General features: G+C 34.1%; 22 protein-coding genes. 13 read left to right on the top strand and 9 right to left on the bottom strand.

Going from position 1 to position 24,414, the window contains the following annotated elements; genetic code table 11:
- Window positions 1–311 precede the first annotated feature (311 nt).
- The 3 genes from queC (at window position 312) to purM (ending at window position 3,187) form a co-directional block, all read left to right on the top strand.
- Window positions 312–1,016: a 7-cyano-7-deazaguanine synthase QueC gene (gene queC / locus CFE53_RS00115; protein WP_148119887.1), complete on the top strand. Its 705-nt coding sequence runs from the start codon at window positions 312–314 to the stop codon at window positions 1,014–1,016.
- A 4-nt stretch (window positions 1,017–1,020) separates the two neighbouring features.
- Complete coding sequence (locus CFE53_RS00110; RefSeq protein ID WP_148119886.1) at window positions 1,021–1,635, top strand: IMP cyclohydrolase; 615 nt, start codon at window positions 1,021–1,023, stop codon at window positions 1,633–1,635.
- 499 nt (window positions 1,636–2,134) lie between these two features.
- Complete coding sequence (purM, locus tag CFE53_RS00105) at window positions 2,135–3,187, top strand: phosphoribosylformylglycinamidine cyclo-ligase (protein WP_148119885.1); 1,053 nt, start codon at window positions 2,135–2,137, stop codon at window positions 3,185–3,187.
- 251 nt (window positions 3,188–3,438) lie between these two features.
- Here the strand turns inward: purM and CFE53_RS00100 are convergent, their stop codons facing one another.
- The 3 genes from CFE53_RS00100 to CFE53_RS00085 all read right to left on the bottom strand — a co-directional run bounded on the left by CFE53_RS00100 (window position 3,439) and on the right by CFE53_RS00085 (window position 5,943).
- Window positions 3,439–3,684 (bottom strand): hypothetical protein, encoded by a 246-nt coding sequence (locus CFE53_RS00100; protein ID WP_148119884.1) that lies wholly within the window; start codon window positions 3,682–3,684, stop codon window positions 3,439–3,441.
- 10 nt (window positions 3,685–3,694) lie between these two features.
- Entirely contained in the window at window positions 3,695–4,393 is a 699-nt protein-coding gene (locus CFE53_RS00095) for a TIGR00703 family protein (RefSeq protein WP_148119883.1), read from the bottom strand.
- Between the two features lie 572 nt (window positions 4,394–4,965).
- Entirely contained in the window at window positions 4,966–5,943 is a 978-nt protein-coding gene (locus tag CFE53_RS00085; protein ID WP_148119881.1) for a DUF6731 family protein, read from the bottom strand.
- Between the two features lie 106 nt (window positions 5,944–6,049).
- On the opposite strand from CFE53_RS00085, the gene CFE53_RS00080 reads away from it, so the two are divergent.
- The 4 genes from CFE53_RS00080 (at window position 6,050) to CFE53_RS00065 (ending at window position 11,098) form a co-directional block, all read left to right on the top strand.
- Window positions 6,050–7,069, top strand: coding sequence for a DUF1786 domain-containing protein (locus CFE53_RS00080; RefSeq protein ID WP_148121096.1), 1,020 nt, complete (start codon window positions 6,050–6,052; stop codon window positions 7,067–7,069).
- A 977-nt stretch (window positions 7,070–8,046) separates the two neighbouring features.
- Entirely contained in the window at window positions 8,047–8,928 is an 882-nt protein-coding gene (locus tag CFE53_RS00075) for a phosphoadenosine phosphosulfate reductase family protein (protein ID WP_148119880.1), read from the top strand.
- A gap of 10 nt (window positions 8,929–8,938) precedes the next feature.
- Entirely contained in the window at window positions 8,939–9,991 is a 1,053-nt protein-coding gene (locus CFE53_RS00070; RefSeq protein WP_148119879.1) for a site-2 protease family protein, read from the top strand.
- A 48-nt stretch (window positions 9,992–10,039) separates the two neighbouring features.
- Complete coding sequence (locus tag CFE53_RS00065) at window positions 10,040–11,098, top strand: mechanosensitive ion channel family protein (RefSeq protein WP_148119878.1); 1,059 nt, start codon at window positions 10,040–10,042, stop codon at window positions 11,096–11,098.
- Between the two features lie 147 nt (window positions 11,099–11,245).
- Here CFE53_RS00065 and CFE53_RS00060 read toward each other — a convergent pair whose 3' ends face one another.
- Together CFE53_RS00060 and mfnF are read right to left on the bottom strand one after the other, a co-directional pair.
- Entirely contained in the window at window positions 11,246–11,644 is a 399-nt protein-coding gene (locus CFE53_RS00060) for a ribonuclease P protein component 4 (RefSeq protein ID WP_148119877.1), read from the bottom strand.
- A 4-nt stretch (window positions 11,645–11,648) separates the two neighbouring features.
- Complete coding sequence (mfnF, locus tag CFE53_RS00055; RefSeq protein WP_253254752.1) at window positions 11,649–12,635, bottom strand: (4-{4-[2-(gamma-L-glutamylamino)ethyl]phenoxymethyl}furan-2-yl)methanamine synthase; 987 nt, start codon at window positions 12,633–12,635, stop codon at window positions 11,649–11,651.
- A 99-nt stretch (window positions 12,636–12,734) separates the two neighbouring features.
- Between mfnF and glmM the strand changes: the two genes are divergently transcribed.
- Window positions 12,735–14,081, top strand: a complete 1,347-nt coding sequence (gene glmM / locus CFE53_RS00050) for a phosphoglucosamine mutase (RefSeq protein ID WP_148119876.1) — start codon at window positions 12,735–12,737, stop codon at window positions 14,079–14,081.
- 458 nt (window positions 14,082–14,539) lie between these two features.
- Here glmM and CFE53_RS00045 read toward each other — a convergent pair whose 3' ends face one another.
- From CFE53_RS00045 to CFE53_RS00030, 4 genes are all read right to left on the bottom strand, one after another.
- On the bottom strand, window positions 14,540–15,547 hold the full coding sequence (locus CFE53_RS00045) for a mechanosensitive ion channel family protein (RefSeq protein ID WP_148119875.1): 1,008 nt from the start codon (window positions 15,545–15,547) through the stop codon (window positions 14,540–14,542).
- A 448-nt stretch (window positions 15,548–15,995) separates the two neighbouring features.
- On the bottom strand, window positions 15,996–17,339 hold the full coding sequence (locus CFE53_RS00040) for a methyl-coenzyme M reductase glutamine C-methyltransferase (protein WP_172456332.1): 1,344 nt from the start codon (window positions 17,337–17,339) through the stop codon (window positions 15,996–15,998).
- A gap of 2 nt (window positions 17,340–17,341) precedes the next feature.
- Window positions 17,342–17,836, bottom strand: a complete 495-nt coding sequence (gene rimI / locus CFE53_RS00035) for a ribosomal protein S18-alanine N-acetyltransferase (protein ID WP_148119873.1) — start codon at window positions 17,834–17,836, stop codon at window positions 17,342–17,344.
- An 81-nt stretch (window positions 17,837–17,917) separates the two neighbouring features.
- Window positions 17,918–18,706, bottom strand: a complete 789-nt coding sequence (locus tag CFE53_RS00030; protein WP_148119872.1) for a sulfide-dependent adenosine diphosphate thiazole synthase — start codon at window positions 18,704–18,706, stop codon at window positions 17,918–17,920.
- A 170-nt stretch (window positions 18,707–18,876) separates the two neighbouring features.
- Between CFE53_RS00030 and CFE53_RS00025 the strand changes: the two genes are divergently transcribed.
- From CFE53_RS00025 to CFE53_RS00005, 5 genes are all read left to right on the top strand, one after another.
- Window positions 18,877–20,091 (top strand): methionine adenosyltransferase, encoded by a 1,215-nt coding sequence (locus CFE53_RS00025; RefSeq protein ID WP_148119871.1) that lies wholly within the window; start codon window positions 18,877–18,879, stop codon window positions 20,089–20,091.
- A 135-nt stretch (window positions 20,092–20,226) separates the two neighbouring features.
- On the top strand, window positions 20,227–20,922 hold the full coding sequence (gene mobB, locus CFE53_RS00020; RefSeq protein ID WP_148119870.1) for a molybdopterin-guanine dinucleotide biosynthesis protein B: 696 nt from the start codon (window positions 20,227–20,229) through the stop codon (window positions 20,920–20,922).
- A 215-nt stretch (window positions 20,923–21,137) separates the two neighbouring features.
- Window positions 21,138–21,434, top strand: coding sequence for a helix-turn-helix transcriptional regulator (locus CFE53_RS00015; protein ID WP_148119869.1), 297 nt, complete (start codon window positions 21,138–21,140; stop codon window positions 21,432–21,434).
- An 82-nt stretch (window positions 21,435–21,516) separates the two neighbouring features.
- Window positions 21,517–23,436 (top strand): Glu-tRNA(Gln) amidotransferase subunit GatE, encoded by a 1,920-nt coding sequence (gene gatE / locus CFE53_RS00010; protein WP_148119868.1) that lies wholly within the window; start codon window positions 21,517–21,519, stop codon window positions 23,434–23,436.
- Window positions 23,437–23,869: 433 nt separating this feature from the next.
- Window positions 23,870–24,328, top strand: a complete 459-nt coding sequence (locus tag CFE53_RS00005; protein WP_148119867.1) for a phosphatidylglycerophosphatase A — start codon at window positions 23,870–23,872, stop codon at window positions 24,326–24,328.
- Window positions 24,329–24,414 lie beyond the last annotated feature (86 nt).

Here is a 24,414-nt window from a genome sequence, read left to right as displayed (position 1 = left end):
AAATAACTCTTCTTTTTTATTATTTTTATTATTATCAATATAACCCCAGTTCCCATCAAGATTGTGTTAGAAGAATAATAATAAAAATGATTATTATAATAAAAAAAATAATAAAAGTTTCTAAGAGAAATAATAAAATGAATAAAATTCTGATAGAGGTAAATATTATTAATATTCTTATTTTATTATTATTTTTTATATAATCACTTTGGTGGGAACTAGGGTATCAATATATTATTTTAATTTAAATTTAATTATATCGATATAGGATTGATGAATCAAACTAGACTATACTATTATGGAGGGTAATCATGGTCAAGGTATGTGTCTTAAGTGGAGGTTTAGACTCTACAGTAGCCACCTTAGTAGCAAAATCAAAGGATGACGATATATATACTATAACCTTCGATTATGGGCAGAGGGCAGTACTTAGGGAGATAAACTCTGCAAGAAAGATATCAGAGGTATTAGGTGCAAAGCATAAAGTAATTAAACTTCCCTTCCTGAGGGAGTTTGGAGGAAGTGCTTTAACAGAGCGGGATAAAACTGTTCCCAAATTAAATGAGGAAGATCTAGATAACTTGGAAAAAACCAGAGAAACTATGAGATCTGTATGGGTGCCTGGACGTAATATAGTCATGTTCTCGATAGCCTCCAGTTTTGCAGAGTCCCTTGGAGGGGGTGAAGTATATACAGGATTGAATAAAGAGGAGGGCACTACATTTCCAGATAACACCTTAGAGTTTGTAGATAGATTTAACAGTCTCTTGGAGTACGGTACAATAAGGGAAGTTAAACTGGTAGCACCACTCTACAACTTAGATAAAACTGAAATCGTAAAATATGGTAGGGAACTTGAGGAGAAACTTGGGGTGGAGGTTCTAAAGTACAGTTATTCCTGCTACCATGACAACGGAGAGGATTTCCTACACTGTGGAACCTGTGAGAGTTGCGTCAGAAGGAAGAGGGCATTTAAGGAGGCAGGTATTGAAGATCCTACTAAGTACTTGAGGTGATACTATCTACATAGGTAGATTTTTAGTTATGGGAAAGACAGAGAACGGGAAACCATTTATCTCCTACAGAGTATCCAGTAGAAGTTTTCCAAATAGGAGGGCAGTATTAAAGAATAATACAGTTACTATAGTACCGGAGAGTATAGAGGACATCCTCAAAAATCCCTATATTATGTACAATGCCCTAAAGGTTATAGGGAACTATGTAGTTGCAACTAATGGCTCCCATACCGATGTTATAGGGGATAAGATAGAGATGGGATTTCCAGTGAGGGATGCCCTCATATATCCTCTTGCTACAATGGATTACGAGAAGGATGAGTATAAAACTCCCAGAATAGCAGGGATTTTATATAGAGAGGGTGGATACCTGGGATACGTTTCAGATAGAGATATACGAGTGTGTGAAGTTCCTCTAAAAGATGGAATAGGATACTACTTAGGTACATATGGAGTTTGTAGTATTTCAGAGGATCAGAAGATACCTGTAGTAGGAGAGACACCAAGGGAAATCTGTAAATATATTCTCGAATATAAGGAGTTTGAACATCCAGTATGTTGTGCAACTGCTCTTATAGATGGGGATAAAATAGAGATGGAGGTTCTGAATTTGAGGTAATAGGAAAGTCCTATAAATAAAAATTTATTTTAATTTTAATAATTATAATTTATACTGCATGAACAAAATAAATTAAAATAACTACAACTATCGAGGATTCTGACTAAAAAATAATAAAAATATAATAAGAGTAATTAAAATCAAAAAATAAAAATACTAAAACCTATACTTAGTTAAAAAAATAATAATATGTGAAAAGTAAAATATAGTGTCTCTATTCCCTGATTACAACCTTTATCAGAGAAGCAGGGTTTATTTTTATTAATCCTTTTTCTTAGAAATTTTTTAACCTCTTTTTAAAATTTATTAATTTTTATTTTAAATATTTTTAATATTAATTTTAATCTTTTTTAAATCTAATTTATCATTCCCTCTAACTAAAAAAGTACTAAACTACCTAACTATTATAATCCCAACTACAAAGTTCAGAACAACAGTAATATATTTTTAATATAGCGACTATAAACCTATTTTTATAACAATCAAAACAGTGAGAAGTATGGTAACCTATAGAGATGCTGGAGTAGATATATACAAAGAGGATAGGATTATAAGAGCGTTAATATCCCAGATAACCTTCAAGAGAACAGATAGGTTCAAACCCTGTGAAGAACTTATAGGACACTATGCAGGTGCCATTGAATTTGGAGATTACTATCTTGTGCTCTGTACAGATGGAGTTGGAAGTAAGATGGTTGTTGCAAAAATGGCCAATAGATACGACACTGTACCTATAGATATGATAGCTATGAACGTCAACGACGCCATCTCTATAGGGGCGGAACCTGTTGCACTTGTGGACTATATAGCAGTTGAGGATATAGATGAAGAGATAGCGAGACAGATAGGTAAGGGATTAAATGAGGGGTTGAAGGAGGCGAATATAAGTCTCATTGGAGGAGAAACTGCCACACTTCCAGATATTGTAAAGGGAATAGACATTGCAGGAACAGTTTTAGCAGTTGTGAGAAAGGATAAGGTAATAACTGGAAGGGATATTAAGGAGGGAGATGTTATAGTAGGTCTTAGAAGTAGTGGGATACACAGTAACGGGTTGTCCCTGGCTAGGAAGGTGTTCTTTGAAATTGGAGGTATGGATATCCACCATAAACTACCACATGGTAAAACTGTTGGAGAGGAGTTATTGACACCTACGAGGATATACGTAAAACCAGTATTGGAGATGATAGAAAAGGTGAAGGTTAAGGGACTAGCCCATATTACAGGGGGAGGATTTAGAAAGTTGAGGAGATTAAAAAAAGATGTTGTCTATCTCATAGATAACCTACCTGAGCCCCATCCTGTATTCAAGGAGATCCAAAGGATAGGAAACGTCCCAGATGAGGAGATGTTTAGAACCTTCAACATGGGTATAGGTTTCTGTGTGATAGTAGATAAAAAAGATAGTGAGAAGGTTATAGAGATTGCAGAGAAATACCATATTCCCGCCTACGTTATAGGTAGGATTGTGAAAGAGGTAGAGATAGGAGGAGAAAAAATAAGGGATAAAGTGGTTGTTAGATATAAAAATAAAAGTATAATAGTAGAGTAAAATCTTAGTTTTTATCAGAGATGTCAAATAAAATAGAGTGGATCTTTATTTAATTTTTATAATATTTATTATAAAAATAAAAAATAAAAGAGTATAAAACCCATTAAGAGGTAAGGTTAAGATTCTCTATTTTTCAATTCTAACTATTTTTATTATAATTATTGTTTTTTATTTAAAATCTCTTCGATTAGTTGTTATAATTAATTTTGTTCACAACAGTTTATTTTAATGAAAATCATAGTTTAGAGTAATTACTCCTTACCTTCTATCTCAATGATCTTTACATATATAGGGTGTTCCTTCAACTGTTCATACACCTTCTCTACGGCCCTTCTAGATCTTGCAAGCATTACAAATGCAACGTCTCCTTTGTATCTACCCTCTGTAAATGATAGTATATCTCCCCTTGCAATACCTTCGCCAATGATCCTCCTTATAATATCTTCGTACTTAGGTGCATGTTTTTCAGGTATGTTTAACAGTATCCCATATATCATTACTATCACCTTAATCTACTTTTAATATACCAAGGGTTTGATTGACCTTCTTTGCAATTGTGAGATCGAATAGGGCTATTGTAGGAAGTAGCCAACTGTACCAGAATCTTGGTTCTCCATCTTTAGTCTCTCCATAGTATGCAATAGACAATCTACCAAATCCTGTCTCCTTTTCAACCTTCCTGACACTTCTAATAAATCTCCTAGGTGTGTTAGGTAACTCCTGGTATGAAAGTGGTTTTCCACCTACACCGTTCTGTTGGGAGAATTCAATACTTATTCCAACATTTCTTACGGCCTTTAATAGATTTCCTAATTTGTTCTTCTTAAAGAATGCATAGAGTAGAGAGGCTGCAGGAACCCTCAGCACCTCGGTATTTACTCCATCCTCGTCCCTTAACTCACATACTATATAGGCCCTTCCCATCTCCATCTCTATATGGGCGTACAACTCCACATTCTTAGGTAGTTCTTCCAGTACCTCTATTACCTCGTACTCTTTACCCTCTCTGGAGAATTTGTCTCCAGCCTTCTTTTCCTCCAACTCCGCTGTGAAGTAGGTCTCTCTACCATCTATCTTTCCAAATATCAAGTCAAAACCCCACTTCTTCAAAGACTTTAATTTAAATTCTCTCTCCTTCTCTGGATTTCCTAAGGTTTCAAATACTAAGGTGTTCTCCAGTTCAACCTCCTTAGATTCTACAGCCACGTTATCACCTTTTTTATAGTTTCCTAGTTTTGTGTATTTGAAGTTCTATATATACTTTTTGTATCTGTGTGTAATAAATCACAATGAAGTTTTTAAGTATTTTCCAAATTATAGAATATCAATCATCTTTTTAAGTAGCCATATACAGCGGAATAAGGACACAATAGCCCAGATGAAGATGACAATTAATAAAAATAGGAAGTAATATGATCTAAAAAATATCAGTATTTTTAAAATAAAACTTATTATTGATACGACGATATAAAGCATTATTGAGAGAATAAAAGCATAAAAAATATACTTATACCCTTTATGGTTCTTTATAAATTTTATTCTGCTATTCTCTGGAAAAACTAAAAGAATCGTTAAAGAAGTTATAAGAAAACCTGTTATTGTAATACTGATTGTTATTATAACCTCTAAACTATCATATATATTGTGAAAGATAAAGTGTAAATTAAAATAATAGATTATAATAAAAAATATTATACTAACTATGGTACTTATAATAAAATCATTTTTAAGTTCTTTTACTTTGAAAATATTCATAATAAATCACTTCTTTTATATATCTAACAGGGTTTAATATATTCCTCAAGTTCTTTCTTTAACGCTAAATAGGAGTTTATTATTTCTCTGTACATCGATTCAGAATCTACTGCTTTTGTTCTATTATCTAACTTTGGAACTCTTTTTTCAGTTAGCATCAATTCCTCTAAAATATTGATAGTTTCTATACTTTCACTATCTCCTAATCTTCCTCTTATGTCTAATCTATCAATGTTTTTCCTACTATCGTCTCTTGACAATAATTTTTTAACTAACATGAGTATTTTTTCAAATTTTATAGGACTTCCATCCTTTTTCCCTTTTCCTATAGAAAATATTACTTGAAGTTTCATATCATCTACCATTTCAGCAGCAGAGAATATTTGTCCATAACTGAAGGGATCTTCTTTTGCTAATAGTTTTGCATAGTTTGTAGCTATAGAAATTTTAATACTCCTGATCTCTTCAAATTTTTCAATTATATCATAAACTTCTTTTCTTAATATAGGCTTTATTTCGACTCTTTTAATATCTTCGATAGAGTTCTGTCTCAAATAATTATTGATGAGTTTCATTAACTTAGAGTTTATATTTCTCACTCCATAATGGTTATATTCTGCTCCAATTATCTTTCCTTCAAATATTACAAAATGAGATGGTTCAAATAATCCCTGATATTTATCTAAATCTAGTGGAGATGTAATCTTATCTTTTATATCAAAAATAAGTGGTAAGTTTTTGTTTCTTATTTTAGATATGCGATATAATAGTCTATCTGGATTAAAATTAGGACTCTCATAGCGTTCAAGATATAGTATATTCTCATCTATTTCTTGCTGTCCCTCTAAAAAAGTTCTAAATTTACTTTTTATCTGATTTGTAATGTTGTTCAGTATAGTTTGAATAAATTTTCCATCTTTTTGTACCTTTTCATCATCATTTTTTACCCATAATACTTGATAAAAATGTATCTTTCTTTTTATTGTTTCTGTTGTTTTCATTATAACCACACTAATTAATTTTTAAATGGTTTTATTGCTTTATTATATGTTAATTTTTAAAATATTTTAAATAATTGTTATATAACAATTAAGGTGAAACCTTATGATGAACATAATGTGTATAGACATTGGTAAAGGTACCCAAGATATCCTCTACTTGGACATGGAGAAAAGTAACATTGAGAACGCCATAAAATTGATACTTCCATCGCCTACAAGAATAATTGCAGATAAGATACTGAAGATGGAGAAAGATCTAAAGATAGATGGTAAAGTAATGGGAGGGGGCCCTGTTAACAGAGCCATATTTCAACATATAGAGAAAGGATACAAGGTTATAATGACTAAAAGATGTGCAAGGACTGTTAGAGACGACTTAGAGGAGGTATCAAAGAGAGGAATAATACTAAAAGATGCTGTAGACTGCCCAGATGTAATACTGAGGGATTTAGATTTTGAAATGTTTAAAAAGATATTTAGGGAGATAGGGGTGGAGTTTAGGCCAGATATAGTGGGTGTCGCATGTCAGGATCATGGATATATCAAAGGTCAAAGTGATAGGATCACAAGGTTCAACTACTTCAGGGAACAACTGAGAAGATCTTCCAACCCATTAGAGTATATAATAGTAGAGGAGGAAGGCATATTTTCAAGGTTTAAAAGTATACTGGAAACCTTGAGGGAGTCCAACTATAAGGGATTTGTAATGGACAGTAAGATGGCCTCTATATGTGGTATATTGGACTATGCTATAGAGGAAGGAATAGAAGAATTTATAGGTTTAGATATTGGCAACGGTCATACATTGGGAGTTTCTATAAAAGATGGAAAGATAAAGGGCATATTTGAACATCATACTGGGATGCTCACACCTGAGAAGTTAAAGGATATCGTTGATAGACTTGCAGAGGGCTCATTGAGAAACGAAGATATATATGAAGATGGAGGTCATGGTGCTGTAGTGTTAGAGGGGATTGAACCTCAGGAGATACTAATTACAGGACCAAATAGAGAGATGTTTAAGAGGTATGGAAGGTACGCCTATCCAGGTGGAGATGTTATGATTACAGGATGTGTAGGGTTGTTGGGGGCTTTTGAGTACAATAGAGAAAAATTATTGAGATAGATATTTCAAAAATAAAATAGTAAAAGGAATAAAAACACCATATCCATCTTATAAGTTAAGGAATTAATTAGTATTAAGATACCAATTTGTTATTTAAGTTGTATTTATCCTTTTAGAAGAGTTTCTAGAGAGAAAAATAGTTATAAGGTGTTATAAAATACAAAAGAGTGTTTCTATACTCTTTAATTCAACCTATAAACTATTTTTTATTATTTAAATATCTTAGTTCCCACCAAAATAGTAGTTAAAGAATAATGAATAATGATAATCATTATAATAAAAATCATAATGAAAATAATCAATATAAAAATATTTGATATTCTAAGATCTTTATAAAAATAAGATACTCTAAGATCTTTCCGAACCCTTAGATAAGATAGAAAATCCTATTCTGAATCCCTTGTATTAGAAGGTATTCAGAGGATCATTTTCCTTCAATATTATTTTTAAAATTTTTTGTATCTGGGGTGATAGAGGTTTTTATTTTAAAATATTATTATTTTTGTAATTATTTTTATTTTTATTACCTTAGTTCCCATCAAAGTAACGATTTAAATAATAAAAATAAGAATAATAAAAAGACTGAGAAAATATTTAAACTTTATAATAAAAATTAATAATAGCCAGCCTGTTAGCAAGGATCTACTCCACTCCATAGAGTATCTTAGAGCACCCTAGGAGATTATCTTTTATTTATTCTGATTTTATACCTTCCCTTTTACACTTTTATTTTTATAATTATTGTTATCCTTATCAGGATTTTTTGATGGGAATTAGGGTTTATTTTTATTATTCTCTAAATTATCCTTTTGATGGGAAGTAGGGTATTTTACTAATTATTTTTTTATATTATTTTTATTATTATTATAAAATTTATTTACATTTTTAAAAAGTAAAAAAAGAATAATTCAATATTATTAATTTTATTATTTGAATAGAAACTAGGAATAATAAATATAAATAAAGTTTATGATACTATGGAAGAAAATAGTAGATCCCTAAAAATCAGTAATGAAGAAGAATTAAAATGCGAAATCTGCCTCAACACCAGTAAAACTTCTAAGATAATAAACTATCAGGGAAAAAACATCTGTATGGAATGCTACTACTCCATCAAATATCCTAGAGACCCACAAAAGATGAAAAAAGAGATAGAAGATATACTAAAAAATACAAAAAAGAAAAATAAATACCACTGTATAATGGCCCTCTCTGGAGGAAAGGATAGCATTGTAGCACTTTACCTTTTAGTTAAAGAGTTCAAGGTAAATCCTCTATGTGTTACAGTAGACAACAACTATATCTCAGATGAAGCCATTGAAAACTGCCGTAATATCACAAGGTATTTAAATGTAGACTGGATAGTCCTAAATAGAGATTTTACAGAACTGTTCAAAGATACTATTTCAAGGGGGGAGTCTCCCTGTAGAAAATGCTCTGAACGTATAATGAGGGAAGTATGGAGAGTTGCAAAGATGCTAAATATCGATGTAATAGTTACAGGCCATGAATTACCCTTTGGAACCTCCTCCCTTAAGAGGTTAGAGGGAGGGATAACTGTTGTAAGACTACTGGCAGGTTATAAGTTAACAGATGAGGAGAGGCGCAAAATCTTAAAGGAACTCCCTTGGAAGGATCCTAAGTTGGGAGGATATACCACCAACTGTTTAGTCCTTGCACCTGCAATAAAGGAGTTTTATAAGAAGTATGGATATAGTTTTGAATTTAGAAGAATCTGTGCCATGGTTAGGTATGGATTGATAGATAAGGATAAAGCCCTTCAGTTGTTGAAGTGCCCAGAGGTCCCTGAAAAGATATACGAAGAATTAAAAAGGAGAGGATTGGATATAAAACATTGAAGGAGGTATTATGCTGTCATTTAGAATAGCCAAGGTTATGAATATACCTATAGAACTTCATATAACATTTATACTACTTCTCATACTTGTATACTACTTCTGGGGTTTAGATGGTCTCATACTCTATATATTTCTCTTTGCATCTGTAGTAGTACATGAGTTGGCCCACTCCTATGTGGCTAAAAGATATGGAGTATATATAGAAAAAATACTCCTCCTCCCCATTGGAGGCATGGCAATGATGGATAAGATTCCTAAGAGGGGGGAGTTAAAAATAGCTATTGCAGGTCCAATAGTTAGTATCCTTTTAGGTATAATCTTAATATCCCTTTCAAATTTTATAAAAGGTCCTATATTAAATATAGGGGGCATGAACTACCCCCTACTTACTACTGTAGGTATTTTAAATATTTTTTTAGGAGCCTTTAACCTCCTTCCAGCCTTTCCAATGGATGGTGGTAGAATACTCAGAGCCCTTCTAGCCTCAAAGATGGATTATATAGAGGCCACCAAGATAGCATCGGTAGTAGGTCAGTATTTCTCCTTTCTCCTCCTTCTCTTCGGTATTCTTTCTTTTAATATCATTCTCATTCTCATAGCCCTCTTTATATACTACGGGGCAACTCAAGAGTACCACGCACTGGTTACAGAGGAGATCTTCAACAAGATAAAGGCAAAGGATATTATGAATCCTCGAATAGTATCTGTATCTCCCAAGGATACTGTTAAAGATTTGGTATATCTGATATTCAAATACAGATATATGGGTTATCCAGTTGTAGAGGATGGAAAACTTGTGGGAACTGTATCCTTTAACGACATCACCACTGTAAGTGACAAAATACTTATAAAAGATATTATGAAACAACCTGTAACAGTACCAGAGGATGCTACTTTAAACGATATAATATTTAAATTAGGTAATGACGATAGGGTTTACGTTCTGGATAAAAACAACAGACTGAAAGGCATTATATCTAAAACAGACGTATTAAGAATACTTAGATTATTGAAATTAAAGGATCATAATATATTTAAAAAGTTATTATTAAATAAAAAATAATTTTTTAATTTAAATAATTATAATCTATATTATACTGAGGGATTTTAAATGGAAATCCCAAATCTATTTCTTCATAGTACCTTATATCAGTATTTGGTATTTGTCCTCTTTATCATCCTTGGGGTTCTATTGACGAAGATATATAGATATATTATTAAGAGATATCTAAGAGATCTGGTAAACAAATCCAGGATCAAATTTGACGATATCCTTTTAGACGCCGCCGAATTTCCAGGGACGATATTTATATTTACGGTATGTATATACTTTGGTTTAAAGTTTCTGACACTTCCATACAATCTCCATATACTGTTAGATAACTCTATCAAAGTTGTAGTTATATTATGTTTTACATGGTTTGCACTGAATCTATTAGACGATATAGTAGAGTACTATATTCAACCTATAGTAGAGGAATCAGAGACTAAATTCGACGATCAGTTGTTATCTCCCCTTAAGAAGTTGTTAAAGATACTAATTGTGATACTGGGAATACTTACTGCCTTAAAAACAATAGGTTATGACATAACAGCACTTCTCGCAGGTTTAGGTATTGGAGGTTTGGCAGTTGCATTGGCAGCCCAGGATACTATTAGAAACTTTATAGCAGGTATTCTCATATTTGTAGATAAACCCTTCAAGATAAAGGACTGGATAAAGTTTGAAGGTGGAGAGGGGATAGTTGAAGATATAGGGGTGAGAAGTACAAAGATAAGAACCTTCGACGATTCCCTTATAGTGGTCCCTAACACCTCCCTTGTAAATGCGAACATTGAAAATTTCTCTGAGATGAGGAAGAGGAGGGTACTTGTATATATTGGATTAACCTATGATACACCTGTAGAGAAGATAAAGAGGGCCAAGGAGATCATTAAGGAAATAATAGAGGCACATCCTGGTACATTACCTCCAATAAGGATAACTTTCTATAAGTTTAACACATACTCTTTAGATATCAGAGTTGAATACTTCATAAGAAACTTTGGATTTGATTACTATCTAAATACCATAGATGAGATAAATCTTAAGATCAAGGAGGCCTTTGACAGAGAAGGTATCGAGATGGCATTCCCAACTGAGACTATATACCTTAAGAGAGATAATTAAAAAATAAAAAATAATTATAAAAAATTTTTAATCTATCTTTCAAAATATTATTGACAGTACTTCTGTTTTTTAAAATCTCTTCTTTTATTTTTTATTTTTTTTATTAGTATTTTTATGATAGGAATTGTAGTAATAGTCTAAATAAAATTATTTCCTTTCAATATCCTTTGTATTGCCATCACTTTTAACCATTCTTTTAAGTCTTCTTTTTAACTTTTTCTCCCTTACCATAGGGATCTTAATAACGTTGCCACAGTTCAAACACTTTATAGATACATGAGGGCAGTTCTTATCACTCACTGTCCTAACCTTACAGTTTTCACCGTAGATGAGTATTGTAAGACACTTCTTACATATTCTTCTCTTCCACTTCTTTGGAAAACGCACCCTTACCTTCATTGCAATCCTTCTACTTAGTTCTATATACCTCCTCATTCTGTCCAGTCGTCCCTTCCTGTAGGCCTCTTCAGCGAGGTTCATAAGAATATCTATTCTCTCCAGGGCTATCTTCTTTATCTTTTTTATCTTCCTTTTACTGTATCCCATAGTTTCACTTTTGATAATCCTCTAACAACTTAGCCACTGCAAAACTAGGAGTACTTAGAGATACCTCTTTTCCGTACTTCTCTCCTATAGAAACAATATTATAACCCTCTAAAGCCTCCTTTAGTATCCTCTCTCCAAGACCTGTAATTACAACGTCTTTAATATTATATCTCTCAGAGATAGAATCTACATTGTACCTAATCATATCTAGGAGTTTTTTATAGAGTTGATAGGATATATCCAAGATCTCCTCCTCGTCCACCTCCTCTAAATCACTACAGAGAATCCTAGCCACCCTCCTCATACAACTCTCCCTGTCCACTGGAGCACCGTCTGGTGTATCACAGGTGTAATCCTCCCTCTCTATCTTATTAAGTATAAAGTTTATATCTCCAGTTATGGAGAAATACTCCGAAGATATATTAGTTTCACGATCTCTAAAGATTACAGTACTAGTTAGGAAGGAAAGTGGTGTCCTAAGTGCCCCCACATACACCAACTGGTTATTCATCAGTCTCTTTAGATCTGTCTTTTCAGTTAGTATCTCTCCATTTTTTATAGGTATAATATCTGTTGTTGTAGAGCCCATATCTACAAGTATACAGTTGTCGCAGATATTCTTTATCACAAAGTAGGCAGTGGCAGTCCAATTTGAGGCAGAGACTTTATTATAGTTCCTCTTGGCAACGTCTATCTCTAAAAAGTTTCCATCTACATCAAAAACGTAGATATCTTTTTCAGGAAAAGCCCTCTCCACAGCATTTAGTATATCCTCCACCCCTTCCCTCTTACTTTTGTATGCATCAACAAGTTCAGCCGTCATAACTATACCAACCTTTTCCACATCTTCCCTGTTATACTTCCTTAGAAGCTCTACAAGTTTTTTATGTTCCTTCCACATTGGGAAGTATATGTGATGTATCCTGTAATACCCTCCCTCTAACTCAGTTATCTTTGTATTTGCTCCTCCTATATCCATTCCAAGGATCACTGTCTCACCGTTGAACTATAGATATATAAAAATCTCATTATCATTAAAATAAAAACTATATTATATTATAATGATTTAGTAGAAATTGAGGTTGATACCATGAAACTCTTTGGAACTTCAGGTATAAGGATGAAGGACCTAGATCCTAAGATTGCCTATAAGGTAGGTCTTGCTATATCTCAAAAGGTGAAAGATGTAGTTGTCGCCAGAGATAACAGAACTACTGGGGAGATGATAAAGAGTGCCCTAATATCAGGACTCTTAAGTGGAGGATCCACAGTAACAGATATAGGTATTGCACCTACCCCAACATTAGGTTTTTCTACAAGGAACCATGACGTAGGTATTATGATAACTGCCTCTCATAACCCTCCAGAGTACAACGGTATAAAACTTTTCAAAAGGGATGGTACTTCCTACAGTCCTGAGGAAGAGAAGGAGATCGAGGAGATAATATTTAAGAACAACTTTAAAAGGGCAGATTGGAAATCTGTTGGAGAGGTATTGAGAGATGAGAATGCACTGAGGAAATATAGGGAACATATTCTTAAACATCTATCTATAAGTAGGGAGTTCCATGTTGTTGTAGACTGTGCCAATGCAGCAAGTTCTGTAGTATCTCCCTATCTATTTACAGATGTTGGATCCCATGTCATTTCCCTAAATGCCCATATAGATGGAAGATTTATAGGTAGAATGCCTGAACCAAATGGGGCGAACCTTCAGAACACTATGAGGGTGGTTAAAGGGTTGAATGAAGGAGGAGGAGATTACATAGGGATAGCCCATGATGGAGATGGAGACAGGATGGTGGCTATAGATGAGAGAGGAAGGATGGCAGATTTTGACAAATTACTTGCAGTGTTCTCTAAATATATAGTGGAAAAAACAGGATGTAATGTAGTAATAACTACAGTGGATGCCTCTATGTCCCTAGATGAATACCTAGGAGATAAAGTTAAAGTTGTTAGAACCAAGGTTGGAGATGTGGCAGTCTCCCAGGCACTGTCTAAGTACAACGCCCTCTTTGGAGGAGAGCCCTCTGGTACCTGGATCCATGGAGATGTACATCTAACTCCAGATGGAATACTATCTGGTTTAAGGGTTTTGGAGATGATGGAGTACTTCGACAATAAACTGTGCAACCTATTAGATGATGTGCCCTCCTATGTAAATCTAAGGGAAAAAATACCCTGTGAAGAGAGTAAGAAATCCTCTGTTATGAAGTATGTGATAGAGTACGGAGAGAAGGTATTCCAAAAAACTCCTGAGACTGTAGATGGAGCTAGGTTTAACTTAGAAGATGGATGGGTACTTATAAGGCCCTCTGGAACTGAACCATGTATAAGGATAAGGGTTGAGGGTAAGAGCAGCACTATTGCAAAGGATCTCCTAGAGAGAGGTATTAAGTTGGTAAGAGAGGCTCTAAGGAATTGTAGTTATTAAATAAAGACTGTATTATAATAATCTCTTGAGAATCTAGTAAAAATAATTAATTAAATTAAAATAACAGATTAAAATAAAAATTAGAGAAAATCCTAATCTTTATTCTAATTTTCTTCGAGATCTTAAACAAGTATTCAGAGACAGATTAAAGAGATTTTAAATGCTATTTTGGAATGTCTTTAAACTTTATGGAAGTTGGAATAAATCCTTCTATCAGGGCTGTTGGTTACTAATTTTCATATTCTCATTTATTTAATTTATTTAATTATTATTGTTTAATTATTATGATATTATAATTAGAATTAAGATTTTAAAATTAAAAAATTTATTTTAAAACATCTTAATCTCGGAAGTTCTTGACACTAGGAAGAGAGAAAAAATACCCTGATATCTTTTTAAATTTAAATATATATTAAATTATTAGGAATATTTTTTTTCTTTTTCACTATTTAAAATTTTTAATCGTTATCGTTCTCAAAAGACGATCCTCTCCACTCTCTTTTTTCTGACTTAGGTCTGTATATAACTTCCATATGTGGGTAGGCTATCTCTACATCCTTTTCTTTCCTGATCTTCTCGATTATCTTACTTAAGATCTTGGTCTTTACCTCTGCCCATTCGAAGGCATTTACTAAGTATCTAACCTTCAACTCAATACCTCTCTCTAAAAAATTTACTCTGAGAATAGGCCTATCGTAGACTTTTGCATTTGTGAAGGGCCTAGGTTTATTTCTCCAGATCTCTGCCAACTCCTTCATAAGATCTCCAACTACCTCCTCACAGGCTTCTAAAACCAACTTCTTCGCCTTCTCAAAGTCGCTCTCGTAGGTAACTACTACCTTTACGTTATCCCAGATATATGGAGATCCTCTGGTATAGTTTGTTATGGAGTTGGTTAGTACGTAGGCGTTTGGTATTATAAGGGTTCTTCCAGTAGGTTCTCCTACAACTTCCCTCAGATATATATGCATGGTGTCAATTTTGTATACATCTCCCATCCCTATGTCCTTTATATATACCCTGTCGTTTATCTTGAAGGGCCGAGTTATAACTATATTTATCCATCCTGCAAAGTTCATAATAGGTCTCTGTAGTGCAAAGGTAAGGGCTGCACCTATAATACCAAGGGACATTAAAAGGGAACCTATGTCGTTGTAGATAAGTGAGAGCCCAATTAACCCAGCAACAAACCATGTTGTATATTTAAAAACTGATGCGAAAATTGGATAATCCCTCAACTCTCCTCTCTTTTCAAAGAATTCCTTTATTAACTCAAGGGAGATATCTAAAAATATCAAGGTGCCAAGTATCAAGACTACACTTATAATTATCTCGTTGATATACATCTCTAAGAAAGAGAGGTACTCATATATGTTTAACTTAATACCTAAGTAGTAAAGAATTATAATGAGGGCTAAAACCTTTATTAGAAATTTACCTCGAAATAGAACTTTTCTATCTATCATAACCTTCCCAAATACGAAGTTTAATTTGATATATTTAACTATTTTATTATTGTATTGCTCTTATCTCATTAAAAAATAAATCTTTTATCAAATAATTATTATAATAATTACAATAAAATAAAGATTATTGAAATTAGATAAAAATCTTAAACACTTATGAAATGATTATAAACAAATGACATTCTTCTTTAAATATCTATGAAATATTAAAGGAGTGGAGCAAATCTTCTTTAATAAAATATTCTTATTTTCTTAGTATCTATTTTTTTAAGTTTTAAATTATTTTTTTGATAAGAGTTAAAAATAATTCTTTAATAAAATATTGTATGTAAATTAAAATAGAGTTTTTTATTTTTACTTATTATTTTTACTCTAGTTGGTTTTTATCAAAAACCAATATTACGAAGTACCTTCTGTAGTTTATCCTTATATAATTTTTTATTAATAATTACATCAAACAATTCCTATACCTAAATATCAACCTTGTAATATTCCTTATATCTTCTCCCTGTCTCTTAGTTTCATTTAAATACAGTAAAAACTTCTTCTTTGTAATAACAGAGGGCTTAGGTTTCCACTGCTCACCATGAAGCATAAGATCTAAACATCTCGCCTCACTCTCTGTTAGATTAAAACGTCTATAACCTCCCATATGAGGTTTAAATGTTAGATTCTCCTCAAGGGGAGTTTTAAGTACTAAGTTGCACAACTCTGTTTTAGGTATAGGTTCAGCGATGGATACGAAGACATCGTCTAACTCAGCCTCTACTATAAAATCTTTAGTTAGTAGATAGTCAATCTCCCTCTCCCCAGGGTAACCTACTATGAAACTACCTCCCACCTTTACATCATTTTCTTTTGCCAGTTGTATAGCGTATAGGTTCTTCTCTCTATTAGTTCCCTTCCTCATGGATTTCAGTATCCTGTCACTTCCACTCTCTATACCGTAAAATACCCAACCGATGGTGTATCTCTTTATAGCATCTAGGATATCCTCATCAACGTAATCCACCCTCATATCAGGTACAGAGAGATTCTTACTTCCAACAATATTCCCTATACCTTCGAGGAGTTCAATAAATGCACTCTTATTTACATCCTTCTTGAAGTTGTAAAGACTCCCTGTACCTCCACTAACTGCTATCCTCTTAGCACCTTTCCTTTTAAACTCCTTTACCTCCTCCAATACAAGTTCTAAGGGCTTACTTCTTATCCTCCTCCCAAAGAACCTTGGAACTTGACAGAAGGTACAGTTACCTAAGCATCCTCTATGGGTTTCTATATATACATTCGCCCCCCTAATGTTTTGATTGCCTATATCCTTCGGTATAAGGGGTTTCGAAATCAACTCCGGTTTTTCCTTTAACTCATTTATTACCACCTCTCCATTTTCTAGATATGCTAAACCTTCTCTATCTCCCTCTATCACATTTGGTGTTGAGATCTCCCCCTCCCCCAATATTACCCCATCTACTTTCATCTCTCCCAGAATTACCTCCGGATATGCCGATACAGGACCTCCAACGTAAATTTTGATATTTTTATCTCTTTTTTTACTTTGCTTTCTTACAAATTCAATAACTTCCTTTAACTTATTGTCTAAAATATGTAAAGTAGAGTATAAACTTAATATAACAATATCAGATTTTAAAAAGAGGTTTAGGGTATTATTATCCAAATGTCTAACAAGTTTTATATCATACCTATCTTTAAATTTCTCTTTTAGCACCCCTCCAACAGTCATGGCGCCGTAGGTATAACAGTTAGGGGAGTATATTGTTATTCTCCTCATCTCTACCACATACTAACAATAACTGGAGTGTTGGTTACTTCAATATATGGGTTCCTCTTTACCATTAAAATAGCATCTGTACCATCTTCGTAGTACCTTGGTAGTAGTCTCTTATCCTTGTAGCCCCTCTTATAGTAGAACCTCCTTGCCTCCCTGTTGTTAAACCTCACCTCTAAGGCTATATACCCAACGTTGTATTTTTTAAATAGAATATCTTCCAGTTTCTTCAATAGTGCAGTGCCTATACCCCTCTTTCTATACTCTTTAGAGGTTGCAATCGATATTATATGTCCATGTCCCCACTCTATCAGTCCCATAATATAGCCCACTATCCTCTCGTTTCTCTCATCCTCTGCAACTAAAAATCCCTCTGGAAAGGAGGACAGTATCTGCATTATTAACAGTGGTGGATATGTATATTTAAAAGAATCTTCTTCTATCTTTATTACCTGGGGGATATCATTTTCCTTCATCCTTCTAATTCTAATATTTTCCATCATCTTCACATAGATTTTGTAATTTTTTATAATAGATCTTAATACATCTAAATATATAATAGAAAAATAAAAAATAAATAGTTATTTATTCTTTTCCAACTCCTCCAAGATCAGATTAGCAACTTTTTTACCAGAGAGGAACATACCTCCAAAGACTGCTCCCATCCTGTACCCTCCATGGACTGCATTTGCAGCCATACCACATACATATAGTCCTGGGAATATCTCTCTAGTATTTCTTAGTAATGAGTTTTCTCCCTTTTCCGCCCATAGAGACCTCTCTCCTGGAATCTCCAATCTTAACTCCTTATTCTTTCTTGCAAGGATATTTGAAACTGAAGCCTCATGTCCAGTTGCATCTACTACATATTTGGCATCTATCGTAAGGGGGTCTATATGGAGCCCTGCCTTCTCAATGGCGTAAGAGTTTATTACAACCCCAGATACCCTATTTTCCTTTAAGATGACATCCTCAACGACGATGCCAGTAAGGATTCTCGCTCCCCCATCTATAGCCCCGCAACCTAACTTTGCCGCAACTTCAACGGAGTTGGCAACGTACAATCCATCACCTGCCTCTTCCAACTTTACATTGAAATCCTTTAAAATTTTATGGGCAGGTTCCTGTACTGTAATGTAGGGGAATCCCATTCCTCCTCCCCAGATACCTCCTCCAAAGGATAGATGTCTCTCTAAAACTACAACCTTAACACCATTTTCTGCTAAGTACTTCGATGCTGTCAACCCACTGGGTCCTCCACCTACGATTACAACATCTGCCTCTAGTATATCTCTCCACATCTTAAAGGAGGTGTTTAGAATTGCCTTGGTGATTTCTCTTTCTTCTACTCTCTTTAATTTACTCTCCATACTATACCCCTAGATTTTTTATTTTTATATATTATTTTTATATACTAAATAATTTATACGATTATTCAATCATTAGTCCTTATTATACCAGAACACATATACAACAATTAATTTATAAAAGTTAGTCTTTTTATAATTTTTTATAAAAGCAAAAAGTTTTTGGTGATATCGTGGCAAATATAGTTGTTAAGAAGTTAGATATCACTCCTGTAGAGGAGAGAGACATTGAGATCGTAGAGAGAAAGGGTTTAGGTCATCCAGACAGTATCTGCGACGGTATAGCCGAAAGTGTAAGTGCTGCACTCTGTAAAATGTACAGGGAGAAGGTAGGTACCATACTTCACCACAACACAGATCAGGTGGAACTTGTTGGAGGTCATGCCTATCCAAAGTTTGGAGGAGGCCATATGGTAGCCCCTATCTACATCCTCATATCTGGAAGGGCTACCATGCAGATACTGGATAAGGAGAAAGGAGAGATCGTTAAATTACCCACTGCAACTGTAGCCATTAAGGCCGCAAGATCCTACCTAAAGAAGACTCTGAGAAATATAGATGTAGATAAAGACGTCATAGTAGACTGTAGGATGGGACAAGGTTCTACAGATCTAATTGAGGTATTTGAGAGGAAGAAATCTGAGATTCCTCTGGCAAACGACACCTCCTTCGGAGTGGGATACGCCCCACTTAGCACCACAGAGAGACTAGTCTTAGAGACGGAGAGATTCCTAAACAGTAAAGAGTTAAAGGAAGAGATCCCTGCAGTTGGAGAGGATATAAAGGTTATGGGTCTAAGGGAGGGAAAGAAAATCACCTTAACTATAGCCATGGCTGTAATAGACAGGTATGTAAAATCCCTTGAGGAGTACAGGGAGGTAAAAAGAAAGGTTAAGGAAAAAGTGGAGAAGTTGGCTAAGGAGATTGCAGGAGATTACGAAGTGGAGGTATGTATAAACACTGCAGATAGTGATAACAGTGTATATCTAACTGTAACTGGAACTTCCGCAGAGATGGGAGATGATGGATCAGTTGGAAGGGGTAACAGGGCAAATGGTCTAATAACACCATTTAGACCTATGAGTATGGAGGCAGCCAGTGGTAAGAATCCAGTAAACCATGTTGGGAAAATATACAACATACTTGCCAATATAATAGCCAATGACGTTGCTAAGATAGAGGGAGTTAAGGAGTGCCACGTTAGAATACTTAGTCAAATAGGAAGACCAATAAATGAACCGAAGATCTTGGATATAGAGGTTATAACTGAGGAGGGTTATAACTTAGAAGATATAGAACCAAAAGCAAAGGATATTGCTAAAAAATGGTTAGATAGAATTCCAGAAGTTATGGAGAGAGTAATAAGTGGAGAGATAAAGACATTTTAATTTTATTTTTTAATTATTATAAAAATAAAATAAATAATAAATTTTTAGAGATTTGTAAAATCTATTTAATGAACTCTCCACTGATGATTAATTTTTATTTAGAAGGATGATAGTTGTATATTAATTAACGGTGATATTTTGAGAGTTGTTGGAGTGATAGGACCTAAAAACTCCGGTAAAACTACCTTAATATGTGATGTACTAAAAGTCCTAAAAGAGAAGGGCATTAGTGTTGCTACAGTAAAACACAGTGGTCACCCTGTAGAGATAGACAGGGAGGGAACAGATACCTACAGATTTAAAGAGTACGCCGATGTATCAGTTTTTTCAGATGTTAGGGGCAAAACTACATTTTTCTATGGAACTATGGAGTTGGAAGAAATACTTTCGAAATTAGAAAGTGATTTGGTGATAGTAGAGGGGTTTAAAGAAAAGTTGAAGGAGTTAAATATACCAAAGATAGTTACAGTGAGAGACAGTGAGGGAAGGGAACTTGTAGACTCCCATACTATAATGGTAGTCGAAAATATGAAGTATAATGTGGAGAACGTTGTTAAAGAGATCCTAGATAAAAGTGTTGTTCCTACATACAACCTCAACTGTGGACACTGTGGTTACAACTGTAGGGAGTTTGTTGAGAGGTTAATTAAGGGAGAGTTAAGTTGGAAGGACTGTGTGTTGTCTACAGATGTGGAACTTGTAGTAGATGGAAGAAGGATACCTTTAAATCCCTTTGTTTCCAAGATTATTAAAAATACTGTTGTTGGACTTGTGTCTTCTCTAAAAGGAGTAGAGGATCCAGGGAGTATTTCTATAAAAATAAAGAAGTAGAGAAATCCAAAAAATAGACGTACTGATAAAGATAATAAATTTTTGACAGTTTTCCCCGACTGTTTTAATAATAGGATTTGAGAGTACTTTTGTGTTTATAGAGTTGTAGGGAAGATATACAAAAATATTTATATAGTAATATATAGAAATCTATATATAAGATTTCGTGTATTTTAAGATTATTATTTTAGGGTTTAGATATCTGCGGTGGTATTATGAATAAATTAGATGCAAGTAAGTATGAAACAATGGCTGAAATATTTAAAGCCTTTGCAGATCCCACTAGGTTGATGATACTGAAACTACTAAGTGAAAATGAGAGTATGTGTGTATGTAAGATAATAGATGAGTTAAAAAAACCACAACCTACTATTTCCCATCATCTGAATATACTGAAAAAATCTGGACTTATAAAGGCTAGGAAGGAGGGCACCTGGAATCACTACTACATCGTAAATCCAAAGGTAAAGAACATTATAGCCACTATGGACAGTATTATAAATGAAAATTAAACAGTATAATCTTTTTTATAATTTTTTCTAATAATAATTAATAATTTCTTTTTTAAAATATATTATATTATGCGGTGGTAGGGTGGAGTTAGACTATAAGAAGTTAGGTTTAAAGGTAGGTTTAGAGATACACCAACAGTTGGATACCAAGAGAAAACTTTTCTGCAACTGTCCAACAGTGTTAAGGGACGATGAACCTCATGGTGAAATTAAGAGATTACTAAGGATATCCCAAAGTGAGATGGGAGATGTAGATAGGGCTGCCCTTATAGAGTGGAAAAAGGGAAAGTACTATATATATCAGTACTACAACGACACCACCTGTTTAGTGGAGTTGGACGAGGAACCTCCTCATATACCATCCCAGGAGGCGTTAGAGGTTGCACTGCAGGTTGCCCTCCTGATGAATATGGATGTGGTAGATGAGATACATACCATGAGGAAGATCGTTATAGACGGTTCCAATACCTCAGGATTCCAAAGGACCATGTTCATAGGTAAGGATGGATACGTGGAGACAGAGTGCGGTAAGGTTAGGATTAGTAGTCTATGTTTAGAAGAGGATGCCTCTAGGAAGATAGAGGAGGGGAGAGATTATATAAAATATCGAGTAGATAGGTTGGGAATACCTCTTTTAGAGATCTCCACAGAGCCTGATATAGATTCACCTAAGATGGGAAGAGAAACTGCAAAGAGAATAGGAATGATACTGAGAGCCACTGGAAAGGTGAAGAGGGGACTTGGTACCATAAGACAGGATATCAACATATCTATAAGGGATGGTGCCAGGGTAGAGATAAAAGGAGTGCAGGATCTCGATCTCATAGAGAAGGTAATTGAGAGGGAGGTTGTAAGGCAGGTAAATCTCTTAGAGATATCTAAGACACTTAAGGAAAGAGGGGCTGAGGTAATAGATAAAGTGGTAGATATCACCGATGTATTAAGAAACACCAAATGTAAGGTACTGCAAAGAGTATTAAAGAAAGGTGGAAGAATAAAGGGAATTGTATTAAAGGGCTTTGGTGGTCTTGTCGGTAGAGAGATACAGGAAGGTAGAAGGTTGGGATCTGAGTTGTCAGATAGGGCTAAGGTTATCGCAGGGGTTGGAGGTCTCTTCCATACAGATGAACTTCCCAACTACGGTATTACTGAGGAGGAGGTAGAGGAAATAAAGAAGTATATTCAGGAGGAACTTGGGATAGAGATAACCCCCGAGGATGCTGTTATCTTTATAGGAGACGAGGAGGAAAAGGTAGATAGAGCACTTGAGGCAGTTATAGAGAGGGCTAAAGAGGCTATTAAGGGAGTACCTGAGGAGACGAGGAGGGCGCTTGAGAATGGAAATACCACATATCTAAGGCCATTACCTGGGGCTGCCAGGATGTATCCAGAGACAGATATACCACCTATTAAGGTGGAAAGGGAACTCCTAAAACGTATAAAGAACAACCTTCCTGAGATGCCAGAGGAGAAGTTAGAGAGGTTTATAAGAGAGTACAAACTTAACAGGGAGTTGGCAGAGATCCTTGTAACGTCTCCAAGGGTCCAACTTTTCGAGGAGTTGTGTAAGAGGTTTAAGGACAGTATAAAACCAACTCTTATTGCAACAACCTTGGAGAATACGTTGAGGGAGATTAAAAGGGAGGGATACAATATAGATAATCTTACTAGGGATCACTTTGTGATGGTATTTGAGGGATTGACTGAAGGTAAGATGTCCAAGGAGGCTATAGTTGAGGTACTTAAGGGATTTGCTGAATACCCAGATAAGAGTTTAGATGAAATACTGGAGATGAAGGGCCTTAAGTCTCTCTCTAAGGAGGAGGCTGAGAGAATAATTGGGGATATAGTTGATAAAAATATGGAGATTGTTAAGAGCAAAGGTATGGGATCCATGGGAGCCCTTATGGGTAAGTGTATGGCAGTTTTAAGAGGTAGAATAGACGGTAAAACTGTAAGTGAGATATTGAGATCTAAGATAATGGAGAGATTAAAGAAGTAAAGGTTAGTTGGATAAAAAAAGATAGTTAATGACTTAAAAAGTAGAGAATCCTGGTATATTTTATTTTCTTTTTTATATTAGTTATTAGATTTATGACTAAAAAAATATTAAATATTAAAAATAATAAAAAAATAAAAATAATTATTAGAAAGAGAATAAAAACCCTATTAACTAGTATAAAAATAACAAAACAGTATAAAAAAGAGTACAATGTTTTTTTCAGTATTTAACAGTTCTTTTATTTTAGGATCTCTTATTTTTTCTAAGAAGGAATTCGGGCTATAGGGAAGATCTTTTATTAAGTATTTTACTTATTTCTAATACTAACCCTCTATACTTTTAATTTTTAATATAGTTTTAATTTTTAAAATTATAACATACATAACTACAAATTGAAATATTAACCTCGATTCTCATTCTTTAAGGTGACAATATGAACGATTCTCCAATCAACAACTCTAAAAATCTCCTTTTAAAGGGTTTAGAGAAATATGGAATAAACTTGGAAGACATGGTAGATACTGCTATGGAGTTATGTATCTCAGAAAATAAGGAGGATGTAAGGCTGAAACTTAAGGAGATAATGTTAAGGAAATTGGAAGACCCTAACCTGTTGATATTGATGATATGTGCCTTAAAACTTGAAGAGGAGGGTATTAAGGGAAATCTGCCTTTTAACTATCATGAGGATCCAAACTATATATACATAGATGAGGTAATTGGTATGGCTATTGCCAACGAGATATCTGGAACTAAGGGGATATTTAATTTTCGATGGTACGATGCAAAAAAACCTGGTGTAATCGGAATACTTGATAAAAAAGGCTGTGTCTTTTTAGACGATGCTGTAGCAGGGTTTATTGCAGGGTGTATGTCCAAGGTTTTTGAATAGTAATATAATACTGTCTTGTGTTATCATTAAGGTGTAATTAGATAAAATAATAAAAATATTTTTATAAATAATATTATTAACAAAAA

This window comes from Methanofervidicoccus sp. A16 (genome assembly GCF_003351865.1).
In the GTDB taxonomy this organism is placed as follows: domain Archaea; phylum AGJL01; class Methanococci; order Methanococcales; family Methanococcaceae; genus Methanofervidicoccus.
Note: the sequence above shows the minus strand (reverse complement) of the source record. Positions and strands in the feature narration are given on the sequence as shown.

Bases quoted from the DNA above. Each gene is read 5' to 3' on its own strand.
- queC (WP_148119887.1), top strand. From the start codon at position 312: ATGGTCAAGGTATGTGTCTTAAGTGGAGGTTTAGACTCTACAGTAGCC.
- purM (WP_148119885.1), top strand. From the start codon at position 2,135: ATGGTAACCTATAGAGATGCTGGAGTAGATATATACAAAGAGGATAGG.
- CFE53_RS00100 (WP_148119884.1), bottom strand. From the start codon at position 3,684: ATGATATATGGGATACTGTTAAACATACCTGAAAAACATGCACCTAAG.
- CFE53_RS00085 (WP_148119881.1), bottom strand. From the start codon at position 5,943: ATGAAAACAACAGAAACAATAAAAAGAAAGATACATTTTTATCAAGTA.
- CFE53_RS00080 (WP_148121096.1), top strand. From the start codon at position 6,050: ATGAACATAATGTGTATAGACATTGGTAAAGGTACCCAAGATATCCTC.
- CFE53_RS00075 (WP_148119880.1), top strand. From the start codon at position 8,047: ATGGAAGAAAATAGTAGATCCCTAAAAATCAGTAATGAAGAAGAATTA.
- CFE53_RS00070 (WP_148119879.1), top strand. From the start codon at position 8,939: ATGCTGTCATTTAGAATAGCCAAGGTTATGAATATACCTATAGAACTT.
- CFE53_RS00065 (WP_148119878.1), top strand. From the start codon at position 10,040: ATGGAAATCCCAAATCTATTTCTTCATAGTACCTTATATCAGTATTTG.
- CFE53_RS00060 (WP_148119877.1), bottom strand. From the start codon at position 11,644: ATGGGATACAGTAAAAGGAAGATAAAAAAGATAAAGAAGATAGCCCTG.
- glmM (WP_148119876.1), top strand. From the start codon at position 12,735: ATGAAACTCTTTGGAACTTCAGGTATAAGGATGAAGGACCTAGATCCT.
- CFE53_RS00045 (WP_148119875.1), bottom strand. From the start codon at position 15,547: ATGATAGATAGAAAAGTTCTATTTCGAGGTAAATTTCTAATAAAGGTT.
- CFE53_RS00040 (WP_172456332.1), bottom strand. From the start codon at position 17,339: ATGAGGAGAATAACAATATACTCCCCTAACTGTTATACCTACGGCGCC.
- rimI (WP_148119873.1), bottom strand. From the start codon at position 17,836: ATGGAAAATATTAGAATTAGAAGGATGAAGGAAAATGATATCCCCCAG.
- CFE53_RS00030 (WP_148119872.1), bottom strand. From the start codon at position 18,706: ATGGAGAGTAAATTAAAGAGAGTAGAAGAAAGAGAAATCACCAAGGCA.
- CFE53_RS00015 (WP_148119869.1), top strand. From the start codon at position 21,138: ATGAATAAATTAGATGCAAGTAAGTATGAAACAATGGCTGAAATATTT.
- CFE53_RS00005 (WP_148119867.1), top strand. From the start codon at position 23,870: ATGAACGATTCTCCAATCAACAACTCTAAAAATCTCCTTTTAAAGGGT.